The sequence below is a fragment of the Pandoraea pnomenusa genome, from assembly GCF_000767615.3.
GTDB lineage: Bacteria > Pseudomonadota > Gammaproteobacteria > Burkholderiales > Burkholderiaceae > Pandoraea > Pandoraea pnomenusa.
Genome location: NZ_CP009553.3, coordinates 1,045,665 through 1,069,401, shown reverse-complemented (window position 1 = coordinate 1,069,401; position 23,737 = coordinate 1,045,665). Strand labels below are relative to the sequence as shown.

26 protein-coding genes and 1 tRNA gene are annotated in these 23,737 nt (G+C 63.2%); 15 read left to right on the top strand and 12 right to left on the bottom strand.

The features are described from left to right. Positions 1 to 262 precede the first annotated feature (262 nt). Genes LV28_RS28965 through LV28_RS28955 form a run of 3 tightly spaced genes read right to left on the bottom strand, consistent with a single transcriptional unit; the run spans position 263 to position 2,995 of the window. On the bottom strand, positions 263 to 1,267 hold the full coding sequence (locus LV28_RS28965; RefSeq protein WP_025250346.1) for an aldo/keto reductase: 1,005 nt from the start codon (positions 1,265 to 1,267) through the stop codon (positions 263 to 265). Positions 1,268 to 1,301: 34 nt separating this feature from the next. Then, the gene (locus LV28_RS28960; RefSeq protein ID WP_023594473.1) at positions 1,302 to 2,198 is read right to left on the bottom strand and encodes an SDR family oxidoreductase; all 897 of its coding nucleotides are present in this window, start codon (positions 2,196 to 2,198) and stop codon (positions 1,302 to 1,304) included. Between the two features lie 35 nt (positions 2,199 to 2,233). Then, positions 2,234 to 2,995: a glucose 1-dehydrogenase gene (locus LV28_RS28955; protein WP_023594472.1), complete on the bottom strand. Its 762-nt coding sequence runs from the start codon at positions 2,993 to 2,995 to the stop codon at positions 2,234 to 2,236. Positions 2,996 to 3,106: 111 nt separating this feature from the next. Here LV28_RS28955 and LV28_RS28950 point away from each other — a divergent pair, with 111 nt between their 5' ends. Then, positions 3,107 to 4,030, top strand: coding sequence for a LysR family transcriptional regulator (locus LV28_RS28950; protein WP_023594471.1), 924 nt, complete (start codon positions 3,107 to 3,109; stop codon positions 4,028 to 4,030). 124 nt (positions 4,031 to 4,154) lie between these two features. On the opposite strand, the gene LV28_RS28945 is transcribed toward LV28_RS28950, so the two are convergent. Continuing rightward, complete coding sequence (locus LV28_RS28945) at positions 4,155 to 4,871, bottom strand: pirin family protein (RefSeq protein WP_023872166.1); 717 nt, start codon at positions 4,869 to 4,871, stop codon at positions 4,155 to 4,157. Positions 4,872 to 4,949: 78 nt separating this feature from the next. Then, positions 4,950 to 5,714, bottom strand: coding sequence for an SDR family NAD(P)-dependent oxidoreductase (locus tag LV28_RS28940; RefSeq protein WP_038618608.1), 765 nt, complete (start codon positions 5,712 to 5,714; stop codon positions 4,950 to 4,952). A 166-nt stretch (positions 5,715 to 5,880) separates the two neighbouring features. On the opposite strand from LV28_RS28940, the gene LV28_RS28935 reads away from it, so the two are divergent. The 3 genes from LV28_RS28935 to LV28_RS28925 all read left to right on the top strand — a co-directional run bounded on the left by LV28_RS28935 (position 5,881) and on the right by LV28_RS28925 (position 7,820). Further along, the gene (locus tag LV28_RS28935; protein ID WP_023872168.1) at positions 5,881 to 6,798 is read left to right on the top strand and encodes a LysR family transcriptional regulator; all 918 of its coding nucleotides are present in this window, start codon (positions 5,881 to 5,883) and stop codon (positions 6,796 to 6,798) included. A 150-nt stretch (positions 6,799 to 6,948) separates the two neighbouring features. Next, a complete protein-coding gene (locus LV28_RS28930; RefSeq protein ID WP_023872169.1) occupies positions 6,949 to 7,344 on the top strand; it encodes a nuclear transport factor 2 family protein in 396 nt (131 codons plus the stop codon). A gap of 62 nt (positions 7,345 to 7,406) precedes the next feature. After that, positions 7,407 to 7,820, top strand: a complete 414-nt coding sequence (locus LV28_RS28925) for a putative quinol monooxygenase (protein ID WP_081326817.1) — start codon at positions 7,407 to 7,409, stop codon at positions 7,818 to 7,820. A gap of 153 nt (positions 7,821 to 7,973) precedes the next feature. On the opposite strand, the gene LV28_RS28920 is transcribed toward LV28_RS28925, so the two are convergent. Further along, positions 7,974 to 8,771 carry an alpha/beta fold hydrolase gene (locus tag LV28_RS28920; protein WP_023872171.1) on the bottom strand — a complete coding sequence of 266 codons (798 nt, stop codon included), beginning with the start codon at positions 8,769 to 8,771 and terminating at the stop codon, positions 7,974 to 7,976. Positions 8,772 to 9,157: 386 nt separating this feature from the next. Here LV28_RS28920 and LV28_RS28915 point away from each other — a divergent pair, with 386 nt between their 5' ends. From LV28_RS28915 to LV28_RS28900, 4 genes are read left to right on the top strand one after another with little or no spacing between them, the layout of a single operon-like run. After that, positions 9,158 to 9,541, top strand: a complete 384-nt coding sequence (locus LV28_RS28915; protein ID WP_038618611.1) for a BlaI/MecI/CopY family transcriptional regulator — start codon at positions 9,158 to 9,160, stop codon at positions 9,539 to 9,541. Next, positions 9,538 to 11,295, top strand: a complete 1,758-nt coding sequence (locus LV28_RS28910) for a M56 family metallopeptidase (protein ID WP_052408611.1) — start codon at positions 9,538 to 9,540, stop codon at positions 11,293 to 11,295. The genes LV28_RS28915 and LV28_RS28910 overlap by 4 nt, the downstream gene beginning before the upstream one ends. Before the next feature lie 50 nt (positions 11,296 to 11,345). After that, complete coding sequence (gene bla, locus LV28_RS28905; protein WP_038618614.1) at positions 11,346 to 12,218, top strand: class A beta-lactamase; 873 nt, start codon at positions 11,346 to 11,348, stop codon at positions 12,216 to 12,218. After that, a complete protein-coding gene (locus LV28_RS28900; protein WP_048806728.1) occupies positions 12,215 to 13,408 on the top strand; it encodes an acyltransferase family protein in 1,194 nt (397 codons plus the stop codon). Before bla ends, LV28_RS28900 begins: the two co-directional genes overlap by 4 nt. 338 nt (positions 13,409 to 13,746) lie before the next feature. On the opposite strand, the gene LV28_RS28895 is transcribed toward LV28_RS28900, so the two are convergent. After that, positions 13,747 to 14,652 (bottom strand): NAD(P)/FAD-dependent oxidoreductase, encoded by a 906-nt coding sequence (locus LV28_RS28895; protein ID WP_038618617.1) that lies wholly within the window; start codon positions 14,650 to 14,652, stop codon positions 13,747 to 13,749. 101 nt (positions 14,653 to 14,753) lie between these two features. Between LV28_RS28895 and LV28_RS28890 the strand changes: the two genes are divergently transcribed. After that, positions 14,754 to 15,206, top strand: a complete 453-nt coding sequence (locus LV28_RS28890; RefSeq protein ID WP_025250341.1) for an Rrf2 family transcriptional regulator — start codon at positions 14,754 to 14,756, stop codon at positions 15,204 to 15,206. 242 nt (positions 15,207 to 15,448) lie between these two features. Here LV28_RS28890 and LV28_RS28885 read toward each other — a convergent pair whose 3' ends face one another. The 3 genes from LV28_RS28885 to LV28_RS28870 all read right to left on the bottom strand — a co-directional run bounded on the left by LV28_RS28885 (position 15,449) and on the right by LV28_RS28870 (position 17,217). Then, positions 15,449 to 15,769: a helix-hairpin-helix domain-containing protein gene (locus tag LV28_RS28885; RefSeq protein ID WP_196759323.1), complete on the bottom strand. Its 321-nt coding sequence runs from the start codon at positions 15,767 to 15,769 to the stop codon at positions 15,449 to 15,451. Positions 15,770 to 16,475: 706 nt separating this feature from the next. Further along, positions 16,476 to 16,886, bottom strand: a complete 411-nt coding sequence (locus LV28_RS28875) for a hypothetical protein (protein WP_147291580.1) — start codon at positions 16,884 to 16,886, stop codon at positions 16,476 to 16,478. A gap of 246 nt (positions 16,887 to 17,132) precedes the next feature. Next, positions 17,133 to 17,217: transfer RNA gene (locus LV28_RS28870), tRNA-Leu, on the bottom strand. 92 nt (positions 17,218 to 17,309) lie between these two features. Between LV28_RS28870 and LV28_RS28865 the strand changes: the two genes are divergently transcribed. The 6 genes from LV28_RS28865 to LV28_RS28840 all read left to right on the top strand — a co-directional run bounded on the left by LV28_RS28865 (position 17,310) and on the right by LV28_RS28840 (position 22,289). Beyond that, a complete protein-coding gene (locus tag LV28_RS28865) occupies positions 17,310 to 17,513 on the top strand; it encodes a hypothetical protein (protein WP_023594466.1) in 204 nt (67 codons plus the stop codon). Then, positions 17,510 to 18,139, top strand: coding sequence for a chromate transporter (locus LV28_RS28860; RefSeq protein WP_023594465.1), 630 nt, complete (start codon positions 17,510 to 17,512; stop codon positions 18,137 to 18,139). The genes LV28_RS28865 and LV28_RS28860 overlap by 4 nt, the downstream gene beginning before the upstream one ends. Next, on the top strand, positions 18,136 to 18,660 hold the full coding sequence (locus LV28_RS28855; RefSeq protein WP_025250339.1) for a chromate transporter: 525 nt from the start codon (positions 18,136 to 18,138) through the stop codon (positions 18,658 to 18,660). The genes LV28_RS28860 and LV28_RS28855 overlap by 4 nt, the downstream gene beginning before the upstream one ends. 112 nt (positions 18,661 to 18,772) lie before the next feature. After that, positions 18,773 to 20,089, top strand: coding sequence for an ergothioneine biosynthesis protein EgtB (gene egtB / locus LV28_RS28850; protein ID WP_081326815.1), 1,317 nt, complete (start codon positions 18,773 to 18,775; stop codon positions 20,087 to 20,089). Then, a complete protein-coding gene (egtD, locus tag LV28_RS28845) occupies positions 20,089 to 21,075 on the top strand; it encodes an L-histidine N(alpha)-methyltransferase (RefSeq protein ID WP_023872181.1) in 987 nt (328 codons plus the stop codon). The genes egtB and egtD overlap by 1 nt, the downstream gene beginning before the upstream one ends. Positions 21,076 to 21,461: 386 nt before the next feature. Then, positions 21,462 to 22,289 carry a DUF4088 family protein gene (locus tag LV28_RS28840; protein WP_023594461.1) on the top strand — a complete coding sequence of 276 codons (828 nt, stop codon included), beginning with the start codon at positions 21,462 to 21,464 and terminating at the stop codon, positions 22,287 to 22,289. 118 nt (positions 22,290 to 22,407) lie between these two features. On the opposite strand, the gene LV28_RS28835 is transcribed toward LV28_RS28840, so the two are convergent. Both LV28_RS28835 and LV28_RS28830 read right to left on the bottom strand, forming a co-directional pair. Next, the gene (locus tag LV28_RS28835) at positions 22,408 to 23,301 is read right to left on the bottom strand and encodes a DMT family transporter (RefSeq protein ID WP_023594460.1); all 894 of its coding nucleotides are present in this window, start codon (positions 23,299 to 23,301) and stop codon (positions 22,408 to 22,410) included. A gap of 101 nt (positions 23,302 to 23,402) precedes the next feature. Further along, entirely contained in the window at positions 23,403 to 23,717 is a 315-nt protein-coding gene (locus LV28_RS28830; RefSeq protein ID WP_155765747.1) for a hypothetical protein, read from the bottom strand. Positions 23,718 to 23,737: the final 20 nt, after the last annotated feature.

Genomic DNA, 23,737 nt, shown 5'->3' with positions numbered 1-23,737 from the left:
TCAACGGCTCACGCAATCACGCGCAAAGCCGAACTCAAGGAGAATCGCCATGCCGCTGCTTCCCGTTCTCGCCGAAGGCGCCATGTACGTACTCGGACTGCTCTCGGCCGCCTCCCCCATGTTCCAGTGAGCCGGCGACGCAACGCACCGGACCGAAGACAAATGCCCCGGGATGTCGGGGCATCGATCGTTTTGCCCGGTTTGCTTCGTCATGCGCCGTCGTGCTTCTTCCGAGCGATATCGCGACACCGGCGACGCGCCGTCAGCGTTGTTGTTCGCTATCGAGTTCGGCCAGAAGCGCGGGTGCGTACCGCCCCCCGGCCGCCGCGCCCTTGGGAATCGCCCGCTCGATGGCGGCAAGATCAGCCGCGTCGAGCGTGAGCCCGACGGCGCCCAGCGCCTCATGGAGACGCTCTCGCGTGCGCGCGCCGACGAGCGGCACGATGTCCGCGCCCTGTGCCGCGACCCAACCAATGGCGAGCTGGGCAACCGTTACCCCCTTGCGATCAGCCATCGAGCGAAGCGCGTCGACCAGCGCCAGGTTGTGCGCAACATTCTCGCCCTGAAAGCGCGGGCTGGCGGCACGGAAGTCATTCGGCTTCGCGCCCGCTTGCCAATGACCACTGATCAGGCCGCGAGAGAGCACGCCGTAGGCCGTGATGCCAACGCCGAGTTCGCGGCATACAGGCAGGATGGCGTCTTCGATGCCGCGGGAAATCAGCGAGTATTCGATCTGCAGGTCGCTGATCGGATGCACGCTTGCCGCACGTCGGATCGAATCGGCGCTCAGCTCGGACAAGCCGATGTGGCGCACATATCCCGCCTTGACCAGATCGGCAATCGCCCCCACGGTCTCTTCGATCGGCACCGCCGGGTCCAGTCGTGCCGGACGGTAGATGTCGATATGGTCCACACCGAGCCGTTGCAGCGAATAGGCGACGAAATTCCGCACGGCCTGCGGGCGGGCATCATACCCATGCCAGCCGCTCGCGGGATCGCGCAACGCACCGAACTTCACACTGATGACGGCCGTATCCCGGCGTGACGGCGGCAACGTCGACAAGGCATCGCGGATAAGCATTTCGTTGTGCCCCATGCCGTAGAAATCGCCCGTGTCGAGGAGCGTGACGCCGGCTTCGAGCGCGGCGTGGATGGTCGCGATGCTTTCGCGACGGTCGGCCGGCCCGTACAAATCGGACATGCCCATGCAACCCAGCCCGATGGCCGACGTGACAGGACCTTTCTGGCCGAGATGTCGAATCTTCATGAGAATTCTCCGTGACGTTTCGTTGGACCTCGGGTCAGTAAACCCGGGGGCGAAGCAATTCGGACATGCCGACGCGATGCAGCATTTCGGCCCTGAGACGATCGAGTACAGCAAAACCCACATCCGCACCGTCCTGCGCCGGATCGATGTGCACCCGGAACGGACGCTGCCCGAACGGCGTGTCGACCACCTTGGCGATAGCGTTAGCGACGTCGCTTGCGTCGGCCTCGGGCGGCACGATGGCGGCGAACGCGTTCTGAATTCGCTCGCCCCATCCTGCGCAAGGACCGCTTTCGTACTCGTCCAGCACGCCCTGATCGTCGGGGCGACCGGCGTGCGCGAAGTGATTCGTGCCCGACGTGAATGCGCCCGGCACGACGATCGATGTCTCGACGCCCCACACCGCGAGTTCGCGCGCATATTGAACGGCGAGCGAGTCCATCGCCGCTTTCGCGGCGAAATACGGCGCGAGGTAGGGCGGCGTTCCCCCGGCGGAGCTGCTGCTCGACACCCACAGCAGGAGCCCGCGCTTTTGCGCTCGCATGTGTGGGAGCACCGCCCGATTGACGCGTTGGGCGCCCACGACGTTCGTGTCGTACAGCTGCGCGAACTGCTCCGGCAGGAAGGCTTCGGCCGGACCGAAGGCCATATGGCCGGCGTTATGGACGACGACGTCGATGCGCCCCGCTTGCTCGACGATTTGCCCGATGCCCTGGTCGACCGAGACTTGCGATGCCACGTCGAGCTCGACGGTACGAAGGTCCAAGCCGTGGGTGCCGGCGAATTCCGCCATCGATGCCACAACTGCCGCATTCCGGCCCTCGGTCGCGCGCATGCTTGCATACACCGTGTGGCCCGCCTGCGCGAGCGCTTCCGCCGTCAGGCGGCCGAAGCCGCTCGAAGCACCGGTCACTACGATCACTTGCTTCATTTGGATCTCCTTGTTCGTGATTGCCGTGACCGGGTTCAGATGATGCCGCCGTTGACACGAATGGTCTGGCCGTCGATCCAGCTCGCCGCCTTGCTCACGAGGAAGGCGACCACCTCGGAGATGTCTTCCGGCTCGCCGAGGCGCTCCATCGGCGGCGCCTTGGCGATGCGGTCGATCTGCTCCGGCGTCTTGTCCTTGAGGAAGAGTTCCGTGGCCGTCGGGCCCGGCGCCACGGCGTTGACGGCGATGTTCCGGCCGCGCAGCTCCTTGGCGAAGATGTTGGTCATCGTCTCGACAGCGGCCTTCGTTGCCGCATAGACCGAGTAACCGGGCTGCGAGAGGCCGTTCATGCTGCTCGAGAAATTGACGATGCGACCGCCCGGACGCATCTTCCTGGCCGCGGCGCGCAACGTGTTGAAGGTGCCCTTCAGGTTGATGCCAACCAGACGATCGAACAGGGCGTCGTCGGTGTCGACGAGTGCGACCAGCCCGGGCTGCATGATCCCGGCGTTGTTCACAAGAATGTCGACTCCGCCGAACATCGTGACGGCCGTATCGAACATCGCCGCCACCTGCGCAGGAACCGTCACATCGGCGCGCACCGCCGCCGCACGACCGCCCGCCGCCTGGATCGATTGCACCACGCGCAAGGCATCGGCTTCGCGTCCGGCGTAGTTCACGACGACCGCAATGCCGTCCGCCGCGAGGCGCCGCGCAATGGCGGCGCCAATACCGCGGGAGGCGCCCGTGACGATCGCGACCTTGGCAAATTCCGTGTTGTGGGCTTGGGTGTTCATGGCAAATCTCCTTGAGAAAACATCGTGGGTTGACTGCGATGAGTGAATTCTCGCGGGACACCTGGTTAAACGGTAGCCGAATAATCCAAATATCGGTTATGCTTTTTTTGTATGAGCATCTTCGACAATCTCGACCTTCTTCGCGCCTTTGTCGCCATCGTCGACAGTGGCAGCATTTCTTCGGCCGCCCGTCGGCTGCGGGTGAGCCAGCCCACGCTGAGCCGCCAGTTGCGGGCGCTCGAGACCGCGGCCGGCGCCGAGCTTCTGCGCCGCGACACGCACCGCATGAGTCTGACCGACACGGGTCAGCAAATCCTTGCCGACGCTCGCGCGTTACTCTCGATGGCCGAGGAATTCGAGGCCCGGTTGCACACGAGTGAGACCACATTGAGCGGACGGATTCGCGTCTTCTCCACCATCGACTTCGGTCAGTCGGTGGTAAGCCGCCTGATCAGCAGCTTCCTTCAGGCCAACCCGGCGGTACGCATCGAACTGGGGTACACGAACCGGCCCTTGCACATGATCGAAGAGGGATGCGACGCAGGCATTCTTGCCGGCACGTTGACCGACGATCGGGTCGTGGCGCGCTCGCTGGGCGAGATCCGGCGATTCGTCGTCGCGTCACCGTCGCTCCTCAAGGACCATGCAAAGGTGGGCCATCCTGATGCGTTGGTCAGGCTTCCGTGGATCGGGTTGTCAGGGAGTCAGTTCGGGGGGCCAAGGCAGGTCGCGCTGCACTCGGGGTCTGTGAGTCGTACTCTCGAAATGGAGCCATTGTTCGTCACGGAGGGCAGTGCCAGCATTCGCGAAGCGGTGCGAATGGGGCTCGGCGTCGCGGTGCTGCCCGAGTGGCTCGTGGAAGAAGACTTGCAGTCGGGAAGCGTCGCGCGGGTGCTGCCCAAATGGCACGCGACGCCGCTCGAAGCGCACATCGTCTATCCCGCGCAACGCGCGATGCCGATGCGAGTGAGGGCGTTTGTCGACTTCGCGACGCAATACATGGCGTCGGTGCTCAAGCCTCGGGGCGCGAAATAGCGCAAACGCCGACGTGCCTCGCGTTCGTCGGCACGACGTCGCATCGGTCAAGCCTCCTGCCGGAGTGGCCGAATGGCGGGAAACGCGCCGGGGGAAGGCGATCACTTGCGGGGATGATCGCGCGTCACGCGCTGCCGCCCAACAACTCGACCATCAGAACGTCCGTGTCGCTCAATGCGGTGAGCGACAAGTTGTCTTCGTCCATCGCCAGCGCACCGTCGCGTGCATCGAGCCGTACCCCCGCGAGGTCGATTCCGCCGTGATCGGGCACGAAGTACGCCGCATGAGGCGACGCCAGGGCCACGCGAATCGATGCCCCTTCGCGCAGGGTGGCAATCCTCACGCGCGCGTCGGCGTCGATCGGTAACGCCCCTGCCCGCACATCGGCAGGATCGCCGCTAGCGAGCGTCACGAAGCGTCCGTCACGCCGCCCCGGGCAGCAGCTCCGCATCGTCCAGCTCGGCGTGCCGCCGGGCGCACGGGGCCGCAGCCAGATTTGAAACATCCGCGCCGGTACCGCCTCCTCATTGCGCTCGGCGTGGTGAATGCCCGTGCCCGCGTGCATGGCCTGCACGCTGCCGGCAACCAGACGCGCACGATTGCCCGCATCGTCTTCGTGCGTGATGGCACCCGAGCGCACCCACGTGACGATTTCCATGTCGCGATGCGAATGCAGCCCGAAGCCTGAGCGCGGCGCCACTTCGTCGTCGTTCCACACCAACAACGGCGCCGGGGCGCAATGTTTCGGGTGACCGGAATTGCCCACGCGGAAGTGCAGTCGGGCCTTGAGCCAATCACGCGAGAGCGTGGACAACGTCGCAAACGGGCGATGTTCGATCATGATGCGTCCTCTGGCGCCGCCCGGTTGCGCCACCACGCGTCGTGCGCAGTCGGCCACCGGGCTCGGCGCTCATCCCGTTCAGATCTGTTGTTGGCCGCCGTCGACGAACAACTCGGCGCCGTTGACGAAGCTGGCGTCGTCGGAGGCGAGGAACAGGGCCGCGCTGGCAATTTCCGTGGGCTCGCCCAGGCGTCCCAGCGGGATCTGCGCGGCGAGGTAATCGGCCAGCCCCTGGCGTTGTGCGGCGTCGTCACCGGCCAGATCCAGCAGGCCGGGCGTGCGGGTCGCCCCCGGGCTGATCGTGTTCACGCGGATGTGACGCGGCTTCAGGTCGAGAATCCAGTTGCGGGCAAATGCGCGCACTGCCGCCTTCGACGCCGAGTACACGCTGAACGCCGCCGTGCCGGAGCTGCCGGCCGTGGAGCCGGCCAGGATCACCGACGCGCCGTCCGCCAGCAGCGGCAGCGCCTTCTGTACCGTGAACAGCACGGCCTTCACGTTGCGATCGAACGTTTCGTCGTAGTGCGCTTCGGTAATGTCGCCGAAGGCGAGCATCGAGCCGCCGCCGGCATTGGCGAACAGCACGTCGAGACGCCCGTGGGCTTTGGCGATTTGCGCGTAGAGCGCATCGAGTTCGTCGAGCTTCGTCGAATCGATGCGCAGGCCGGTGGCCGCGCCGCCGGCGTCGCGAATCGATGCGACGGCCGCGTCGAGTTCGGCCTGACGGCGACCGGTCAGATAAACGTGCGCGCCTTCGGCGGCAAAGCGCTGGGCGGTGGCGAGACCGATACCGCTGGTGGCGCCGGTGACGAGTGCGATTTTGTTTTCGAGCTTGCGTGCCATGGTGTAACTCCTTCGTTTCGGTGATGTCGATGGTTGCGCCGGGTTTCGGGTTTCGGCGTTCGCGGCGAGTTGTGTGCTGCGATGTGTGAAGAATATCGACGGACCGATGATTTCGAAATAGAATCAATTGCAAATCAACGTTGCAAATTTGAAATGAAGAGTGATCATGTCGAAGCTGCCTGATTTCGAAGGACTCGCGATGTTCGCCAAGGTGGCCGAGGAAGGCTCGTTCGCGGCTGCGGCACGCGAGATGGGGGTGTCGGTCGCCACGGTGTCGCGCGGCGTTGCGCGTCTGGAGGAGCGTTTGGGTGCGCGGTTGCTCAATCGCACATCGCGCCAGCTCGCGTTGACCGAGTTTGGCCGGACGCTATGCGAGAAGGCGGGAGAGATCTATCGGCAGGCCGAGGCTGCCGAGGGTGCGGCACGCGAGTTGTCGGTGCAGCCGCGCGGGCTCGTGCGACTTGCGGTGCCGATGTCGTTCGGGCTGCGCTGGGTCGCGCCGCTGATGCCAGAGTTCTTCCGCCGTTACCCGGACGTGCAGGTCGATCTGCATCTGGCCGACTCGACCGTCGATCTGGTGGCCGACGGGTTCGATGCGGCACTGCGCATCGCCGCTTTACCCGATTCGTCGCTGGTGGCGCGGCGTCTGTGCGCGGTCACGCAATATGTGGTCGCCTCGCCCGGCTATCTAGCCCGCGAGGGACGACCCATGCATCCGCGCGAGCTGGTGGACCGGCCTTGCATGTCTTATGCCTATCGCGCGCGCAGCGATGTATGGCGCTTCGTCAACGACGCCGGCGACGAGGAACCTGTGCTGCCGAACGGCCCGCTGCGCGTGACGAATTCCGATGCCTTGTTACCGATGCTGCTCGAAGGTCTGGCGATTGCCGAGTTGCCGGAATTCATCGCGGCGGAGTATCTGAGCGATGGCCGGCTCGAAGCGATTCTGACCGACTGGTCGTTGACGAAAGGCGGGCTGTATTTCGTCACACCGTCGGCGCGCGCGCGCCCGGCCAAGGTGAGCGCTTTGTCGGACTACTTTGCCGAACACCTGAGCGAACCGACCTGGCGATGGCCGAAGTGATTGCCGGATGCGCCCGAGAGCGATCATTTCAATAACGCAACAATAAATTTCAATCTTTTCTATTTCGAGAATCATGTCAGGTATCTATTCTGGACGCCATGGACTTCACAGTCGTCCTTGAACACGCTTTGATACTTGATCGGATTCATCATGAAAAACGCTACCCAACTGCTTACCGACTACCTCCAGGCCATTCGTGATCCACGTAAGGCCGCTGCGCTGTTCGCCGATGACGGCGTACTGGAGTTGCCATATTTGAAATCGCTCGGCATCGATGCGCATGCCCGGGGTACTGAAGCGATCGAGCGTTTCATCGCGTCGTTGCTTACGAAGGTGCCCGACTTCCGATTTCACAACGCACGCTTTCTGATCGAGACACCTGAGCAGGTGTTTGCCGAGTACGAAGTCGAAGCTCTGGTTCCGTCGACGGGAAAAATCTACCGCCAGATGTACGCGGGACGACTTGTCGCGCGAGACGGAAAGATTGCACTGCTTCGCGAAGCGCTCGACACCGTCGCTGCGGCAACGGCGTTCTCGCCCGCCTGAGCGTCGTCTTGCTCGCGCCCGCCCAGCGAAGCCCAACCCGGTCGACTTCATCGGAGCCCAACATGCACCCATCTACCATTCCCGGCGATTACAGCGCGCAGTTTCCCGACCACGGGCGATCGCCGGCGGATCATGACAAGAACGTCTCGACAGGCATTGTCGTCACCGCTTACTACCGCGTGCATCCTTCGGATCGGCAGACCTTCATCGACGTCGTCATTCCGGAAATGACGGCCGCAAGGCGGATGCCGGGATGCGTCTACTACGCATTTGCGGCTGATCTTACGGACCCCAACCTCTTTCATCTGGTCGAGGGCTGGGTCGATCAGGCGGCATACGAGCGGCACGGGCGCGCCGACACCTTCCTCACTGCGTTGGCGTTGGTGGTGAAGCACGTGCGAATACAGGATCGCCAGGGCGTCCGATACGAAATCTCGCAGCAATTCATCGACGATCCGCGTGCAAAGGTGGCTTGAGACGTTTGAAAAATCGGCGCACGTTTGGTGCACCGTTGCGGAAGTGATCACCGTGGGAAATGCTCGTCACGGATGACTGCTTCCGACCCATTGCGGACAATCCGAGCCGGTGCTCGAATATGTCCGCTTTCAGTTTTCCTTCAGCCAATCAGCTCAAAGGAATTTGCGTTTCAGGAAGCCCTCGATGGTGGTCGCGAAATAAGGCGGGCACTCCTGCATTGGGTAGTGACCGCAGTTGGGGATAACGTGCAGTTCCGCGTTCGGATGCCACGCGAGGAAGGTTCGTTTCATTGCTTCCGGATCGAGTCCGGGGTCCCTGTCACCGACAATCACCAAAAAGGGCGTTTCAAGCCCCCGAATGTCATCGACGAAGTCGGCCGTGATCAGCATTTCAAGGTATCTCGTCCGGCAGACCGAGGAGACTGTGTCGCGGCTTTGTCGCACTTTGCGATCCGCCCACGCATCGGAAAGGCCGCCGGTGACGAATTTGAACAGTCGCCGAAGGGCCTCATCGCTTTCTATCGTGCTGCCAAAGAAAGCGCGGGCGTCCGGACTCAACCGATTACCAGCGGCAGAAACGGGACATACGGCGATCGCGCTCGTGATGCGAGACGGAGCGTCTGCAGCGACGCGTTGCGTAATCATCCCGGTCATCGAGTGACCAACTACGTGGAAGTACTCCCAACCGAGGTGGTCCGCAAGCGTGAGGCAATCGGCGGCGATCTCTTCTACCGTGTATTCACCGGCCAATTCAATGGACTGTCCGTAGCCACGCAAATCGACAAAGACATACGTGAACGCGTGGCCATCAAGCCAGGGCATGACTGCATCGTAGCTGGAGTGATCGCCCAGCCAGTCATGCATGACCAGCACACGAACGGGGCCATTGCCATACTGCACATATCCGAGGATTGCTTCAGATCCAGGGCGGATTTCAACGGGTACTTTCATTCCAAGGTTCCATCGTGATTAAGGGAACCAAAACGAAACGCCCTCCCGGCGAACCGGGAGAGCGTTTTGAAAGTGGTTCCATCCTATCAAGCTCTCGGAGCTCGGTCAACAGGTAGAGGAATCGATGGAAGAATGGCTGGAGTTCAGGCATCAAGCGTCGCTCAAACGCGCGCATCGAGTCTTGGTCCAATGGCAGAATTTGGCCGATTGCTGCCGGTCACGAGAGCCCGTTGCCGACCCTGAAGCGTCGGTTAAGAGCGCGACTCGTATGACTCAAGGGAAGCCATGAACAGACGCCGGCAGTGAGGACACGACCACGTCAATATAGACAATCAGGTCTAGACAAACTACTCTACGTCATCCCGTCTTTGCACGAAGGTGCCGTCATGACCAAAGCTACTCCCGCGAACAGGCCGACTGCGGCTGAACTCGAACTCCTGCGGGTTCTATGGCCAATCGGCCCCGCCACCGTCAAGCAGGTCCATCAGGCCATGCATGAGGAACGTGCGGACGTTACCTATGCCAGCGTATTGCGCCAGATGCAGGTCATGCATGCGAAGGGGCTGCTTACGCGCGACGAAAGCGAGCGTTCCCACATCTACGCGCCCGCGCAAAGCCAGAACATGCTGCAAACCAGCCTGCTGAAGGAACTGATTCACAAGGCGTTCTCGGGTTCGGGCAAGGCACTCGTCATGGCCGCTTTGCGCAAGCACGTTAGTCAGGAGGAACGGGAGGAAATTCGCAAGTTTCTCCATGGAGATGAGCGATGAGCCCGTTTGCCTGGACGTTTGTTCAGGTATTGGGATGGGCGCTCATTCACTTCGCGTGGAAGGGCGCCTTGATCGGCGTGGTAACGGCACTGTCGTTGCGGCTAATGCGTGACGCCAGCCCGCAAGGTCGCTATGCGCTCCTCTGCCTTTCGCTTCTTTTGTGTCTCGCGATACCAGTGCTCGACGTGTACCGGGGTATCGAAGCCGCGTCGCGGCCATCCGGCTGGTTTCGCGCGACCGATTCTCTGATCGTGCCAACGGAACACACACGCGAGGTGGTTACGATTGAGAACGTCCTGCCTTGGCTGGTTGCGGCATGGCTAATCGGTGTCGCGGCCATGTCGTGCCGTCTGGCCGCCGGCTTGCTGTGGGTTCGTCGGATCGGCCACACGTTTCCCGATTGGCCGGATACCCGGTGGCAGGCCTACGTGTCGGCGCTGGCCGCGCGTTGCGGGCTGTCGCGTCCGGTGACGCTGTGCGTGGCAAGGCATCTCGCAAGCCCGCTGACGATCGGCTGGTGGCGACCGCTGGTGCTCGTTCCGGCTGCGTTGCTGGCGCGCATGCCACCCGATCTGCTCGAAGCGTTGCTTGCGCACGAAATCGCGCATATCAAACGCGCCGACTATCTGGTCAACCTGCTGCAAAGCGTGATCGAGGCGCTGCTCTTTTTTCATCCAGCAGTGTGGTGGCTGTCGCAACAAATTCGTATTGAGCGTGAATACGTCGCTGATCAAATCGCTGGCACGCTTATTCAAAACCCGCGACGTTTGGCGCTTGCGCTTGAGCAGCTGGACGCTCTTCAATCGACGAGTGCCGGATACTCGCCAGTCGCGCAATCGGCGCGGGGTGGCCACTTGCTGGATCGCATCAAGCGCCTCTGCCACCCCGTCCCGTCCTCGCCGCATTGGGTCGCGTACGCGGCTATCACAGCCGGCTTCGTCGCGTTGTGCGTGACGGCGCAGACACTGTGGCACGCGCCCGTGTCGCAACACGAGGCGGGCATCGTGCCAGTCGGGTTGCTCGCATCGAACCACGTCGTGGTGATCGACGACAACTCCGGTCAGGTCCTGTTCCAAAAGCGACCCGACGATATCGTGCCGATCGCATCGTTGACTAAATTGATGACGGCAATGGTCGTGCTCGACGCACGGCCCGACATGAATCGGATCATTCGTATCGACGCCGGCAACGCCGAGGCGGTGCGTCCCAGCCGCACAGGATTGCCAGTCGGCACGAGCCTGCCGCTTTACGCAGTGTTGCAACTCGCGCTGATGTCGTCGAACAACAGCGCCGCGTATGCGCTGGCGCATGGCTATCCTGGCGGCTTCCCGGCATTCCAGGCCGCGATGCGCGCCAAGATCGCGGCGCTCGGGCTGAAGCACACGACGATCAGTGAGCCGACCGGCCTCTCGCCGCTCAACACGTCGACGGCAAGCGACGTCTCGGTCATGGTGAACGCGGCGGCCCGCTATCCGGCCATCGTGCGTGCCACGACTGCCCCCCGCAGCGTCGTCCCGATCGACGGCAAGCTCGTCGAGTACCAGAACACGAATCCACTCGTTGGGCAAAAAGGCTGGGACATCGCGTTATCGAAGACCGGCTTTACCGACGCGGCCGGACGTTGCCTGATCATGCGGCTGCGCTCGGTTCGGGACAGCGTCACGATGGTGTTTCTGGACGCCGGGCCGGCTGCGTTCCCTGCGCGCGACGCGATCAACATCCGTCGCCTCCTGCTCGCCCACAAGCTGGCTTGACGTTCGTCGCGCTAACCGCGTTTCCTCACTCTGACTAACTGGACCTAACCTTGACTCACTCGATCACGCGTCGAAAGCTGTTGATTGGATTGCCGCTGCTCGCCGGCATGGGCGTGGCTCCCGCATTGCGTGCAGCCGATTCACCGTTCTCCGATATCGAGCGTCGCCATGGCGGCCGCCTCGGCGTGTTTGCGATCGATACAGGCTCGGGCCGCACATTGAGCCACCGCGCCGACGAACGCTTCTTGATGTGCAGCACGTTCAAGGGATTGCTCGCAGCGCAGATACTGTCACGCGTCGATAGCGGCGCGGAGCGACTCGATCGACTCGTTCACTACACGGAAAAGGACCTTATTTTCACGTCACCCGTGACCAAGGCCAACGTCGCGCGTGGTGCGTTGTCGATCGACGCACTCTGCCAGGCGACCCTGGTGGAGAGCGACAACACGGCCGCGATCTTGCTAATGCGCAGCGCCGGTGGTCCCGCGGCATTGACCCGGTTCGTTCGTGGACTTGGCGATCCGGTCACGCGCTCGGACCGCTATGAGCCGGAGTCGAACCGTTATCGCGGTGTGCTCGACACCACGACGCCGAAGGCCATCATCACCACGGCGCAACACCTTCTGCTCGGTGATGCTCTGAGCGCCAGCTCTCGCGCACAACTGGAACGCGGAATGACCGACTGCAAGCCGGGGCTTAACCGGATTCGCGCCGTGTTGCCGGCCGGCTGGCAGGCGGCCGACCGGCCCGGTACCAGCGTCGAGAGCGAAACCAACGACTACGCGCTCGTGCGCCCGCCTGGGCGCGCGCCGTTGCTCGTTGCTGTCTACTACGATGCGCCGGGCGTCAGCATGGACGCGCGTGAGGCCGTTTTGCGCGAAGCGGGCACGGCGTTCGTGCAGTGGGCCACGAGCGCGGCATGACCGACGTCACCACGCGAAACCGGAAGATCGATTTCCTCCGTGGCATCTCGATCCTGCTCGTGCTGTTTCACCACTTCAATATCGCCTATCGGCTGAACGACACTTTTCTGTCGCGCGTATTCGGCTGGGAGGCGGTTCGGGCCGTTGTGAGAAACGGCAACTACGGGGTCACGATGTTTTTCGTGATTTCGGGCTATCTGATCACGAGCAACGCAATTCGTCGCTGGTCCGAACTCGGCCAGGTCGATGTCCGGGCGTTTTACGGCTTACGCATTGCGCGCATCGTTCCGTGCCTGTTGCTGCTATTGGCCGTCGTCAATGCGCTGGCGCTAGCCGGCATCGCCGTCTTCCAGAACCACTCGCCGGCCGGGACACCAGTTTCGTTTTGGCTAGTAAATCTGGCTTCGTTGACGTTCTGGATGAACGTGTTGATCAGCACGCACGGTTGGACCAACTATGCGCTCGGCGTGTTGTGGTCGCTTTCCGTCGAGGAGGTGTTTTACCTCTCGTTTCCTCTGCTTTGTCTCGCGTTTCGCAGGGAGGGGCAGCTCGTTGCTTTCTGGCTCGCGTGCATCGTCGTCGGTCCGGCTTACCGTTTCCTGCATCAAGGTGACGAGGGTGGTTATCTCTACGCGTATTTCGCCTGCTTCGACGCAATCGCCACCGGCTGTTGCGCGGCGCTGCTCGCGAGGCGCGCCGTGTGGCGTGGCCGCGCGTGGAGCATGTTGGCGTGGCCGACGGCGGTGGCCATGACGTTCGTTTATCTGGCCTGGCCGATCCACGAAAGCAACGTGTTCGGTGTCACGGCAATTGCCTTCGGCACTGCGGTTTTGCTGCTGGCCGCAAATGATCGCCCGGACGGATCAATAGTACGAAGCACGCGTGCGTCCACTGTGCTAGAAGGGTTCGGAAGGCTTAGCTATGAACTCTATCTGTTTCACCTTATCGTGCTGGGCCTGTTGCGGACGATTTTCCCGCCTTCCGGCGTGACGGGCGACGAGAAACTGGCGGTTCTGGTCGGTTATCTGTTGCTTTCTGCCTGCCTGAGCGTATCCATCGCGCGAATGTACGCTGAACCGTCGAGTCGCATTGTGCGCCGGTGGCTGATTCCGAGAAGATCTCGACCTAATAGCGAGTACAACGAGCGGAATCAACCTGACGCCGAACACCCTCAATCTCGAATCGAGTGAACAGGTTGAGCGACTGGTTCTGATCGGCGTGCGGCCGGTCCCATGACCACCACCAATGTCCGAGTTTGGCCGATTGCGGCCGGTCACGAGAGCCCATTTCCGACCCAGCCGAGTCACTTGACACACGGCCGGTTGAATGGCGATTCTCGCCTGTGAAGTAGCCGTTCGGCTTCCGGCCTCAATGGCCTTTACCTGCTCGTGGGAAGAGCCAAGGCGCACGAATGATCGACCGGACCGCCCCGTGGCCACCTCGGACGACTGCGAGCCCCGCGGATAGGCGGTTGATGCACTCGACGCGTTAGCGCCCGCTGCCAGGGCGCGGCCACTTCCACGATCGATTACAAGCCAAAAATGAGCGAGCGATGTGCCGCGACGCCCGCTGCAACGCCGGCGGCCGAGGCGAACGTCGCGTTGGACCATGCGCTCGCCGCATCGCCAGCGGCAAACACTCCCGGAACGGTGGTCTGCTTCCAGTCGTCCACGCGGATAACGGGACCTATCGGACCTTCGTCGAACTCGCATCCGAGCTGCTTTGCGAGCGGACTTGCCATCTGGGTGCGCGGCCCCACAAACAGTGCATCGATGTCGATGGCGCGGCCGTCGGCGAGACGCAATCCTGTCATGCCGGGTACGTCGCCAAGCACTTCCACGACCGGCGTCCGTTCGATTCGCACATTGCGGGCTTCGAGCAACGCAGTCTCTTCGGGCGACGGCTCGACGATGCCTTGCGAAAACCAGGTTGTCGGCCCCCAGTCGGGAACGAGCATCGCCTGATGAATCGATAATGAATGCGTCGCCAGGACGCCGAGCCGTTTGTCCGCGACTTCGTAACCGTGACAATACGGACAATGCAGCACGCTGATACCCCATCGTTCATCCAGGCCGGGGAGAGAGGGCAGTTCGTCTCGAACGCCCGTCGCAAGGATCAATCGATCCGCGCTTGCGATGCTCCCACTGCTTTGCGTGACGATGAAGCCATCGTCAACACGCTCCGCCGTGCGTGCTTCGCCTGTCGCGAAGTGCGCCGTCGGATACGCCGAGAGTTGCGCCGTCGCCTCATGGATGATCTCGCCGGGCGCCTTGCCATCCTGCCCGAGAAAACCATGAGCGTGCGATGCGAATCGATTGCGTGGCGTTCTGCTATCGAGCACAAGCACACGCCGTCGCGCGCGCGCCAGCTGCATTGCGGCGGAAAGACCGGCGAAGCTGCCGCCGATCACGATGACATCGTAGTGCTCGTCCATACGTTCCCTCTCCAGATCATCACGCAACATTGAGAGTTGCATGATAGCGCCATGTTAAACTTTTACGCAACTTGAAAAGTTTCTTGAGATGAGTGCCCACGATGAAGACCGATAGCCGCATGTCTCGCGTCTTGCACGCGTTGATTCACATGAAGCATGCGGATGGTCCGCTCACCTCCGAAGCGCTCGGTGAAATGCTGTGCACGAACGCCGTCGTCGTGAGGCGCTTGTTCAGCGGCCTGCGCGATATTGGATACGTCACTTCGGAGAAAGGGCACGGAGGCGGTTGGGTGCTGGCCGAATCCCTCGAAAACATCACGCTACTGGACGTCTACCGTGCGGTCGGCGAACCTTCGCTTTTCTCGCATCTTGTTTCGGAGGATCATCCGGAATGTCTTGTCGAACAAGCTGTGAATGCCCATCTTTCGGCGACGCTTCTCGAAGCCGAGGCTGTCCTGCTGAAAAAGTTCGGGACGGTCACCATTGCGATGCTTGCTGGAGAGGTTGAAACTTCGGCGTTGCGGTCGAAATCGTCTCGCGCAGGGAATAAATAGCGGTCGCCGTATGCGGCCCGTCTGGTTCCACGATGCAGACCTGGGCAATTGGCAGGATTGGAATGCGAACCCGCCGCTTCGTTTAAGCGGAAGTTTTGCGGGACGGGCTAGTGACTGCAACTGGCCGAGATCTGCCTGATGCGGTTAGTCGAGATGAATTCAATGATCAGATGCGCTGGACTTCGTGGCTGCGCTTTATGTCTGTTGCAATCTCCCACGCCTTAGTTCTTAAAGCATCTATCTCATCGTTCAGTTCGAAGTACCCGGATTTCCCCGGTGGGCTGCCCCTCTATAGCGCGCTGTGGCGCAACAAAGTCATTGAACGAGCCCATACCTCCGTACGCCTGAAGCAAATATTCAATACCGGAGTAATCCGAATTTTCTAAACGAGCTTTGGCACGAAGCAACCAAGCGCGCCAGTGCTGTCCCCCGTTGATTTCAAGTAGATCGGCGAGTTTGGCCAACACCTCGATCAGCTCTTGCCTTTTGGGTCCCATATTTGCCTCCATCCGTCCAACGCCGCTCTTGATAATGTCGAATTGTCGACGATCTGGTCGGGTCACGTCGACTGACCGAAATTGACCGACTGTTGCCGCAGACCTACTCTGTTCCATCAATCGCCGACGCAGCGAGCACAGAACCTCTATACATTCTGGCGTCGAAAACAAACGGTCCAAACGCCTCTAATGTCTTCAAGTCAGATTCACTTGTCTGGTAGGCGAAGCTCTCCCATACATAGGATTCGCGTTCGCGTCGCACAAGGACCGAATATGCGCCGCAAGCGACGTCGCCGCACTCTGGACAGATATAAAGTAGTACGCGCTTTCCGCTCCCCGGTAAAACGTCGAGCAGCATCGAAGACATGTGCTCGCGTTCCTTCGCGTAACCACTCACGAAACAGCCCATGAAGTCGGCGTGTCCCCCGGCTCTTTTAACCAGCATTTCCAGCAAAGACTGTCCGTCTATCAAAAAGTCCGCAGAGGTTCTCTCTGTGCAGGTCGCGCCCCCCGACCCGGTTGCGGGTCGATACCGTTTGCGATGGGCAAGTAGGTTCATGTTCGTGTGCGGTATAGGCTTAACTTGTCAAGATTGTTACCGATCGATGAGTCTGTGTCGAACGGCCGTTCCTGGCCGACTTCAGCCAGTCGTGCGTGCTAGCGGCACACTTGAACTACGTCCCGCCCTCGCGCAACGCATTCCGGATGCCTGTCGAGATCACCAGAACATCCTTGCGTGCCGGTGCGCCATTCCATACCACGAGCCACCCCACTAGACATACGCCTGCCCCCATACCAGCAGGAATCCGGTGACGGTCAGTGCATTGAGCAGACTGGATGCTTGTGTAACCGCTTGACAGAGGCCACCGAACAGCCCACCGAAGCGCATAACGCCCACCAATACCAAGACTACTGCGGTAATGAAGCGGCCATAACCTGAAGACATAAACGATCCAACAAGTATCGACCCCTCGCCACTCGTCAGTAAGCGCCCTCGGGACCGCGTGCCATTTCCTCGCATGAAGACATGTGAGATGTGCAACTCGACAGTGTCGTTACTCACAGAGCCTATCAAGGAATTTTTGTCAGGACGCCATTCGGTGAGCATTTGCAACTGAGCGAGCGCCTGCGCACAAGGCAAAGGACTTTGAAAGTCGAACGGCTCGCCATCGAACACCTTCAAAAGGAGCCTCGCCGCCCCGTTCGGGACGAGGAGCCTTAGGACTTCCATCTGGCGTCAGACAGTTGAGAATTCGTGAACTTTTTGGTGCAAATTTCGGTGCAAATCTGGTGCACTGAGAAGCGAAAATAGCTTTCTTGGGCTACTTTTGACTACGCTATTGCACAACTACTGAAACAGAACATCCAACACAAGCCCCTGAAACAACAGGGATTACTGTGTCTGTCTTGATGTGGCGCGAAGCCTTGGTGGTACCGGGGACCGGACTTGAACCGGCAAGCCCGAAGGCGGCGGATTTTAAGTCCGCTATGTTTACCAATTTCATCACCCCGGCAAGGGCACGCATTCTAACATCCCCCACCGCGATACGTCAGTTGGGTATCATGAGGGCATGCACGCTCTGCGCGCGCCATCGGAGATCGACCCATGCTGGAAAATCTCGACCGCATCGCCCTCTCGCTCGACGCCATCGAAGCCGCCGCCCGCGACGTTGCACTGCAATCCCCTCAGAACGCGCAAGCCCTCTACACCGCGCTCATGGAAATCCGCAACGCCATCGCACTCGTCGCCCAGGAAGTCGTCCGGCTCGAACACGAGCTCCATGGCCCCGCCGGTAACGGACAATCGTGAGCACCGATCCCACTGCCACCACCGCGCCCCGCGCTTCCAACTCCCCGAGCGCCACTTACGACGTCGCCCGTACGCCAACCCCGCCCACCTGCTGGGAACTGGCCCTCGCCTTCGGCACCGTCGGCGCCACGGGTTTCGGGGGGGTGCTGCCCTGGGCCCGCCGGATGATCGTCGATCAGCGCCGCTGGCTCACCGACCGTGAATTCGCGGAACTGCTGCCGCTCGCCCAATTGCTCCCGGGCCCGAACGTCGCCAACATCGCCACCGTACTCGGACGCCGCTTCCGTGGTCCCCGCGGCGCGGCAGCCGCCGTCGCCGGCCTCTACACCTGCCCGACCCTCGTCATCATCCTGATCGGCTTCGCTTACGCGCGTTGGGGACAAACGCCCACTGTCCAGCATCTGCTCTCCGGCCTGATGCCGGCCGCCACCGGACTCGTGATCGCCACCGCGCTGCGCCTGCTCGCCGGGCTGGAACGACACTGGACCACCGCGACGTTCGCCGCCGCCACGTTCGTCGGCAGTTTCGTGTTCGGCCTGCCACTGTTGCTCGTGCTCGGCGTGCTCGGCCCCTGCGCGATCGTCACGGCCCATCACCTTCGCAGAAAACGCGACGCCGCTTCGTGAATACCCTTCTCGACCTGTTCCTGCATGGCTCGCTCTGGTCGCTGCTCGCCGTTGGCGGCACCAACGTCACGCTCGCCGATATCCATCGCTACGCCGTCGACACCCGCCACTGGATCACCGACGCGCAGTTCGTCACGTTCTTTTCGCTCGCCCAGGCCGCCCCCGGCCCCAATGGCATGGCTGTCACGCTGATCGGCCTGCAAGCGGCCGGCCTCCCCGGCGCATTCACCGCCACTCTCGCCAAATGTGCCCCCAGCTCGCTACTGGCCTATCTCGTCGGCGGCTGGGTCGATCGCCACGAAACGTCGCCGTGGGTGCGCGCCGTTCGTGCGGGCCTCGCGCCCATCACCGTCGGTCTGCTCGCCGCCAGCAGCGCCTTGCTCGCGCGAGAAATCGACATCAACGCGGCACGCGCACTGGTCACGCTCGTGGCCATCGCCATCACGCTTCGCACTCGCTGGAACCCGTTGTGGCTCATTGCCGGCGGCAGCCTGCTCGGCCTGACCGGCTGGTTGACCTAACGGCCCCTCGCAACCGACGGCCCCGCGCCGTCAACCCCAGTTACGAACCGTCACACGGCGCCGGAACAACCGGTCTACAATAGGCAGCACGTTTCACAGTACGGTGTGTCCCATGACCCTGCCCTGTCGTACGTCGCAAGCCGAGGCGCCCTCCGGCGCCTCCCCCGAAGCCCCCCGATCCCGCACCGCGCGAGACGGCCCGTCGATCCGCGTATTGACGTCCACCGCGTCGCTGCCGGAACGATTCGATGCCGTGCGAGCCGCGTCGGTCGCTTTCGCGCAAGGCCTGTCGGATGCCGATGCCACCGTGCAGTCGATGCCCGATGCGAGCCCCGTCAAGTGGCATCTCGCCCACACGACCTGGTTCTTCGAAACCTTCCTGCTCGGCGAGCCCGCGCACCTCGGCGGCCAGCGCTACCGCCCCTACGATCCGCGCTTCGCCTATCTCTTCAACTCGTATTACGAGGCGGCCGGCCCGCGGCATCCGCGTCCGCAGCGCGGACTGCTCACGCGCCCCACACTCGACGACGTGCTCGCCTATCGCCGTCATGTCGACGCCGCCATGCACGAGTTGCTGTTGCACGCCGACCTGCATCCGGATGTCGCCGCCCTCGTGACACTCGGCCTGCATCACGAGCAGCAGCACCAGGAACTGATGCACACCGACTTGCTGCATCTGTTCGCGCAGAATCCGCTGCGCCCCGCACACCTCGCTTCGCCGCGCCGCATCGAGCCCGCGGGTCCGCTGCAATGGATCGAGCACGACGGTGGACGATACCGCGTCGGCCATGAAGGCGCGACGCACGAGCACTTCGCCTTCGACTGCGAAACCCCCGCGCACGACGTGCTGCTGCGCCCCTTCGCCATCGCCTCGCGCGTGGTGACCAATGGCGAGTGGCGGGCGTTCATCGAAGACAGCGGCTACCGCATGGCCGGCCTGTGGTTGTCCGACGGATGGGCAACCGTGCAGCGCGAAGGCTGGGGCCATCCGCTTTACTGGGAGTTGCGCGACGGCCAGTGGCAATCGATGACGCTCGCGGGCATGCATCCCGTCGACGATGACGCGCCAGTCCAGCACGTGAGCTACTTCGAAGCCGACGCCTTCGCCCGCTGGGCGGACAAGCGTCTGCCGACAGAACAGGAGTGGGAGGTCGCGGCGAACGCGGCATCATCCACGTCGACCGCCATGACGCAATGCTTTGGCCCGGTATGGCAATGGACCGCCAGTCCATATGTCGCCTATCCGGGTTTCCGCACGGCGGCGGGGGCCGTCGGCGAATACAACGGCAAATTCATGTGCGGACAGTTCGTGTTGCGCGGCGGCTCGGTTGCCACGCCGCCCGGCCACACACGCGCCACGTACCGCAACTTCTTCTACCCGCATCAGCGCTGGCAATTCAGCGGCCTGAGGCTCGCGGAGGACCGCTGATGTCGCAAGCTACCCAAGCCACGGCGTTCGTTTGCCCGTCGTTACCGGACAACGCCTTTGCCACCGACGTGCTCGCCGGTCTCGGCCACACGCCCAAGACCCTGCCCAGTGTCTGGCTGTACGACCGGCGTGGCAGCGAACTCTTCGAGGAAATCACCGGCCTCGACGAGTATTACCAGACGCGCACCGAAACCGCGCTGCTCGGCGAATGCGCGGCAGCCATCGCCGACGTGATCGGCCCCGACGCCGTGGTCGTCGAATTCGGCAGCGGTTCGAGCCGCAAGACGCCGCTGCTGCTCGATGCCCTCGTCACGCCGCGCGCCTACGTGCCCGTGGACATCGCCGACGACTTCCTCGACGACGCCGTCGCCACGCTCGCGCGCCGCTGCCCCGGCATTCCCATGCTGCCGGTGCGCGCCGACTTCACCCGGCCATTCCGCCTGCCGCCGCAGTTGCAGAACACGCAGGGTCCGCGACTCGGCTTCTTTCCCGGCTCGACGATCGGCAATTTCGCGCCCGGGCAGGCTGCGGCATTCCTCGCCCACGTGGGCAAGATGCTCGGCCCGCGCCGCCGCATGGTCGTGGGGGTCGACGCCTGCAAGGACCCCGCGGTGCTGCTGCCGGCCTACGATGACGCGCGTGGCGTGACGGCACGATTCGACCTGAATGTGCTCACGCGCATCAACCGTGAGCTGGACGGTGACCTGCCGCTCGACGCCTTCCGCCACGAAGCCCGCTTCAATGCCAGCGCCAGCCGCATCGAAATGCATCTGGTGGCGCAGCGCCCGTTCCAGGCGACGGTGCTCGGCCGTCGCTTCGATTTCGCCGCCGGCGAGTCCATCCACACGGAGAACTCCTACAAGTACGGACAAACGGAGTTCCGGGCATTGGCCGCCTCCGCAGGCTGGGACGTCGAGCGCGTCTGGCTCGACGCCCGGGCGCGATTCGCCGTCTACCTGCTGCGCCCGGTCAGCGAAGAAAAATGACCGGCCGTCGCTAAAGTTTTCCCGCCGATCTGCCGTTGACCCATCCAGACGCCTGCCGCGCGCACCGGAGATTTTGAATTTTCGTGGCGCCCGGTCGGCATGCGTGGCGATGCGTACGCTAGCATCGCCGCCATATTTGCCATGGGACCCCGCACACCGGGACGCCGGTTCGTGTGCCCATCCGGCCATCTTCACAGCGCTCGGCCACGACCGCAGCGCAACGCTTACGTATCGCTGCAAATGACTTCACGCGCAATGGGGATGCACGTGGCACGAGCTTCGGCGACAGCGCCCGTGGCTTGCCGCACTCGGACAGACGCCGCACCGGCCGGCGTACACGCGCCCGCGCGCCCGCGCGCTGCGGCCGTGACCGGGAGTCCGTCACGATGAGCCGCATCGCCCTGACCCTCTCCGATACCGCCCTCGCCGACCTGAGGAAGGATTTCGACGCCTTCGTGCGCATCAGCGCCGCCGTCGATCGCCACTTCACCCCGCCGCCGTTCGACGACTTCCTGCGCGCCCGCTTGCTCGACAGCACCGTGCCGCTCACCGAAGCCGCCGTGGCGCAACTGCTCGCCGGCGGCCACTACGCCTGGGCAAAACGCACCTTCGACAAGCAATTCCCCGACGTCGTCTCGATCATCCTGAATCAGGCGCGCCAGCACGGGTTCTATTTCGTCTCTCGCCCCGAGTGGACGCGCGAGGACATGTCGCGCCAGGCAAGCCGCTGGGCCGAAGGCATCGTGCGCGAGGCGAAAGGCGAGGAGCGCATCGTGGAATCGCTCGCCGGTCAGATCGTCAGTTCGGCGCAGGACCTGCGCGCGCTCGAAGCCACCCTGCAAACGCCCGCGTGGCGCACCGCTTCGGTGCTTCGCGAACGCGTTTTCGAGGCCAAGCGCGCCGTCGAGTCGGTGCGCCCGCTGCAAGCCCGCGAGAAGCTCGGCGAATTGCGTGCGCTATTGGACCTGGCGGTGATTTACGGGTCGGTCGGCACTCAGGAGGCCGAACAGATTCTGGAGTACCTGCGGGTGTTGCGTCCGGAACTGTTCAACGACGATCCGGGAATCTTCGAGCGCCTGGCCGCATGGCTGCGCCGCCTGCTCACGCCGAGCGTCGCTCGCCCGAGCATTGCGCCGCCCGTGTCGCCGCCGCAACTCACTGAAGAAGCGCCGCATCAGACCCGCGACGCCTTGCAGTCCCCGATGACGCGCTAGCGCACTCGGCGCCCCTCGCGCGCATCGCGATGCGCGCGCCGGATGTCAATACCGCGCCGGGGTGCCGAATCGTGGCCGCCCGATCGAGGTGGCTACGCGTCGAGTTACCGCGTGCCCCTCATCGATTGAAGATCAGCGCCACGCCGGCGCTTGCGATCAGCGCCCCCCACCACGCGCCTGCCGCCGGACGCTGACGCGTGCGAATCCACAGCAGGGGCAGCACCATGACCGGCGTGGTCGCCGAGAGCGTTGCAATGACGCCCGTGTTGCCATGCCCCATGCCATAGAGCAGCAGCGTCATGCCGACGGCCACGCCGACGAAGCCCGACGCCGCCGTAAGCGCCAGCGTACCGGGCGTGAAATTGGCGAAGACGGCGCGCCCACGCCGTGCCGCGACGATCGTGAGACCCAGCGCCGACACCCCCACTCGAATGGCCGACGCCCCAACCGGGTCCACGCCCGCCGCCATCACCGGCTTGGCGATCAACGTGCCGATGGCGTGGCACAACGCCGCCGTCAGTCCGATCGCCACCCCTACCCGAACATCGCCGCGTACCGACTCCCAGTGGTGCGCATCGTCCCGGCGTCCGCCGAACGCGATCGCCAGCGCCACGCCCGCCGTCACCAGCGCCACCCCGGCCACCGCGCGCCATCCGAGCGACTCGCCGAGCCACGCATAACCGAGCACGGCGGTCATCGGTGCGTTCGTCGCGAAGATGATCGAATTGCGGCGCGGCCCGAGCCGGCCGAGCGAGGTGTACAGAATCGTGTCGCCCACGAGAATGCCGATCAGGCCCGACGCCGCGAGCCGCAGCCATTGTTCCAGCGTGAGCGACGGCCAGCCGCGCAGCACCGCGAGCGCAAGGAGCAGCATCGCGAAGACCAGCAGCATGCGGGCGTAATTGAAGGGGAACGAGCCGGCCCGGCGAACAGGCGTGATGGCGATCATGCCGCTGCAGGCCCAGCAGAGGGCGGCGCCGAGCGCGGCGAGGTAGGCGAGTTGGGTCGTCATGGTCAGGGGGCGGGCGGCGCGGAGCCGCAACCGCCCCCGCCGTTGGGACGCCATTATACGAGCCGCATGCCCCATTCGGGGGCATGAACGGCGCCCCGGACTCAGATATCTTCGTCGAGACGATGCAGCGCGTCGAACATCCCCCGATAAGCCGCGGCCACGCCGCGTGCCCCGCGCAACATGCGAAGACGCGACGCCGCATCGGGCTCGCCCGCCTCGGTCACCCATTGCGCAAGCAACGGCACGCTGGCGCTGACGCTCGCGTCGTGCTTCGCGTGCGCGCAGACCGCCGCGAATCCGTCGGCAGCCGAGGGGTACCGTTGTGCGAGGGCATCGAACTGTGCCTCGATTTCGCTGACCGCGCGCACGGTCGCCGGTGCCTGGCAGAGCGCACAGCACCCGACGTACGACGCCATGTCGCCCGCCGCCCCGATGA

What these genes read in the sequence shown, in the direction of transcription:
- LV28_RS28965 (WP_025250346.1), bottom strand. Translation starts at nt 1,267, where the DNA reads ATGAAGATTCGACATCTCGGCCAGAAAGGTCCTGTCACGTCGGCCATC.
- LV28_RS28960 (WP_023594473.1), bottom strand. Translation starts at nt 2,198, where the DNA reads ATGAAGCAAGTGATCGTAGTGACCGGTGCTTCGAGCGGCTTCGGCCGC.
- LV28_RS28955 (WP_023594472.1), bottom strand. Translation starts at nt 2,995, where the DNA reads ATGAACACCCAAGCCCACAACACGGAATTTGCCAAGGTCGCGATCGTC.
- LV28_RS28950 (WP_023594471.1), top strand. Translation starts at nt 3,107, where the DNA reads ATGAGCATCTTCGACAATCTCGACCTTCTTCGCGCCTTTGTCGCCATC.
- LV28_RS28945 (WP_023872166.1), bottom strand. Translation starts at nt 4,871, where the DNA reads ATGATCGAACATCGCCCGTTTGCGACGTTGTCCACGCTCTCGCGTGAT.
- LV28_RS28940 (WP_038618608.1), bottom strand. Translation starts at nt 5,714, where the DNA reads ATGGCACGCAAGCTCGAAAACAAAATCGCACTCGTCACCGGCGCCACC.
- LV28_RS28935 (WP_023872168.1), top strand. Translation starts at nt 5,881, where the DNA reads ATGTCGAAGCTGCCTGATTTCGAAGGACTCGCGATGTTCGCCAAGGTG.
- LV28_RS28930 (WP_023872169.1), top strand. Translation starts at nt 6,949, where the DNA reads ATGAAAAACGCTACCCAACTGCTTACCGACTACCTCCAGGCCATTCGT.
- LV28_RS28925 (WP_081326817.1), top strand. Translation starts at nt 7,407, where the DNA reads ATGCACCCATCTACCATTCCCGGCGATTACAGCGCGCAGTTTCCCGAC.
- LV28_RS28920 (WP_023872171.1), bottom strand. Translation starts at nt 8,771, where the DNA reads ATGAAAGTACCCGTTGAAATCCGCCCTGGATCTGAAGCAATCCTCGGA.
- LV28_RS28915 (WP_038618611.1), top strand. Translation starts at nt 9,158, where the DNA reads ATGACCAAAGCTACTCCCGCGAACAGGCCGACTGCGGCTGAACTCGAA.
- LV28_RS28910 (WP_052408611.1), top strand. Translation starts at nt 9,538, where the DNA reads ATGAGCCCGTTTGCCTGGACGTTTGTTCAGGTATTGGGATGGGCGCTC.
- LV28_RS28900 (WP_048806728.1), top strand. Translation starts at nt 12,215, where the DNA reads ATGACCGACGTCACCACGCGAAACCGGAAGATCGATTTCCTCCGTGGC.
- LV28_RS28895 (WP_038618617.1), bottom strand. Translation starts at nt 14,652, where the DNA reads ATGGACGAGCACTACGATGTCATCGTGATCGGCGGCAGCTTCGCCGGT.
- LV28_RS28890 (WP_025250341.1), top strand. Translation starts at nt 14,754, where the DNA reads ATGAAGACCGATAGCCGCATGTCTCGCGTCTTGCACGCGTTGATTCAC.
- LV28_RS28865 (WP_023594466.1), top strand. Translation starts at nt 17,310, where the DNA reads ATGCTGGAAAATCTCGACCGCATCGCCCTCTCGCTCGACGCCATCGAA.
- egtB (WP_081326815.1), top strand. Translation starts at nt 18,773, where the DNA reads ATGACCCTGCCCTGTCGTACGTCGCAAGCCGAGGCGCCCTCCGGCGCC.
- egtD (WP_023872181.1), top strand. Translation starts at nt 20,089, where the DNA reads ATGTCGCAAGCTACCCAAGCCACGGCGTTCGTTTGCCCGTCGTTACCG.
- LV28_RS28840 (WP_023594461.1), top strand. Translation starts at nt 21,462, where the DNA reads ATGAGCCGCATCGCCCTGACCCTCTCCGATACCGCCCTCGCCGACCTG.
- LV28_RS28835 (WP_023594460.1), bottom strand. Translation starts at nt 23,301, where the DNA reads ATGACGACCCAACTCGCCTACCTCGCCGCGCTCGGCGCCGCCCTCTGC.
- LV28_RS28830 (WP_155765747.1), bottom strand. Translation starts at nt 23,717, where the DNA reads ATGGCGTCGTACGTCGGGTGCTGTGCGCTCTGCCAGGCACCGGCGACC.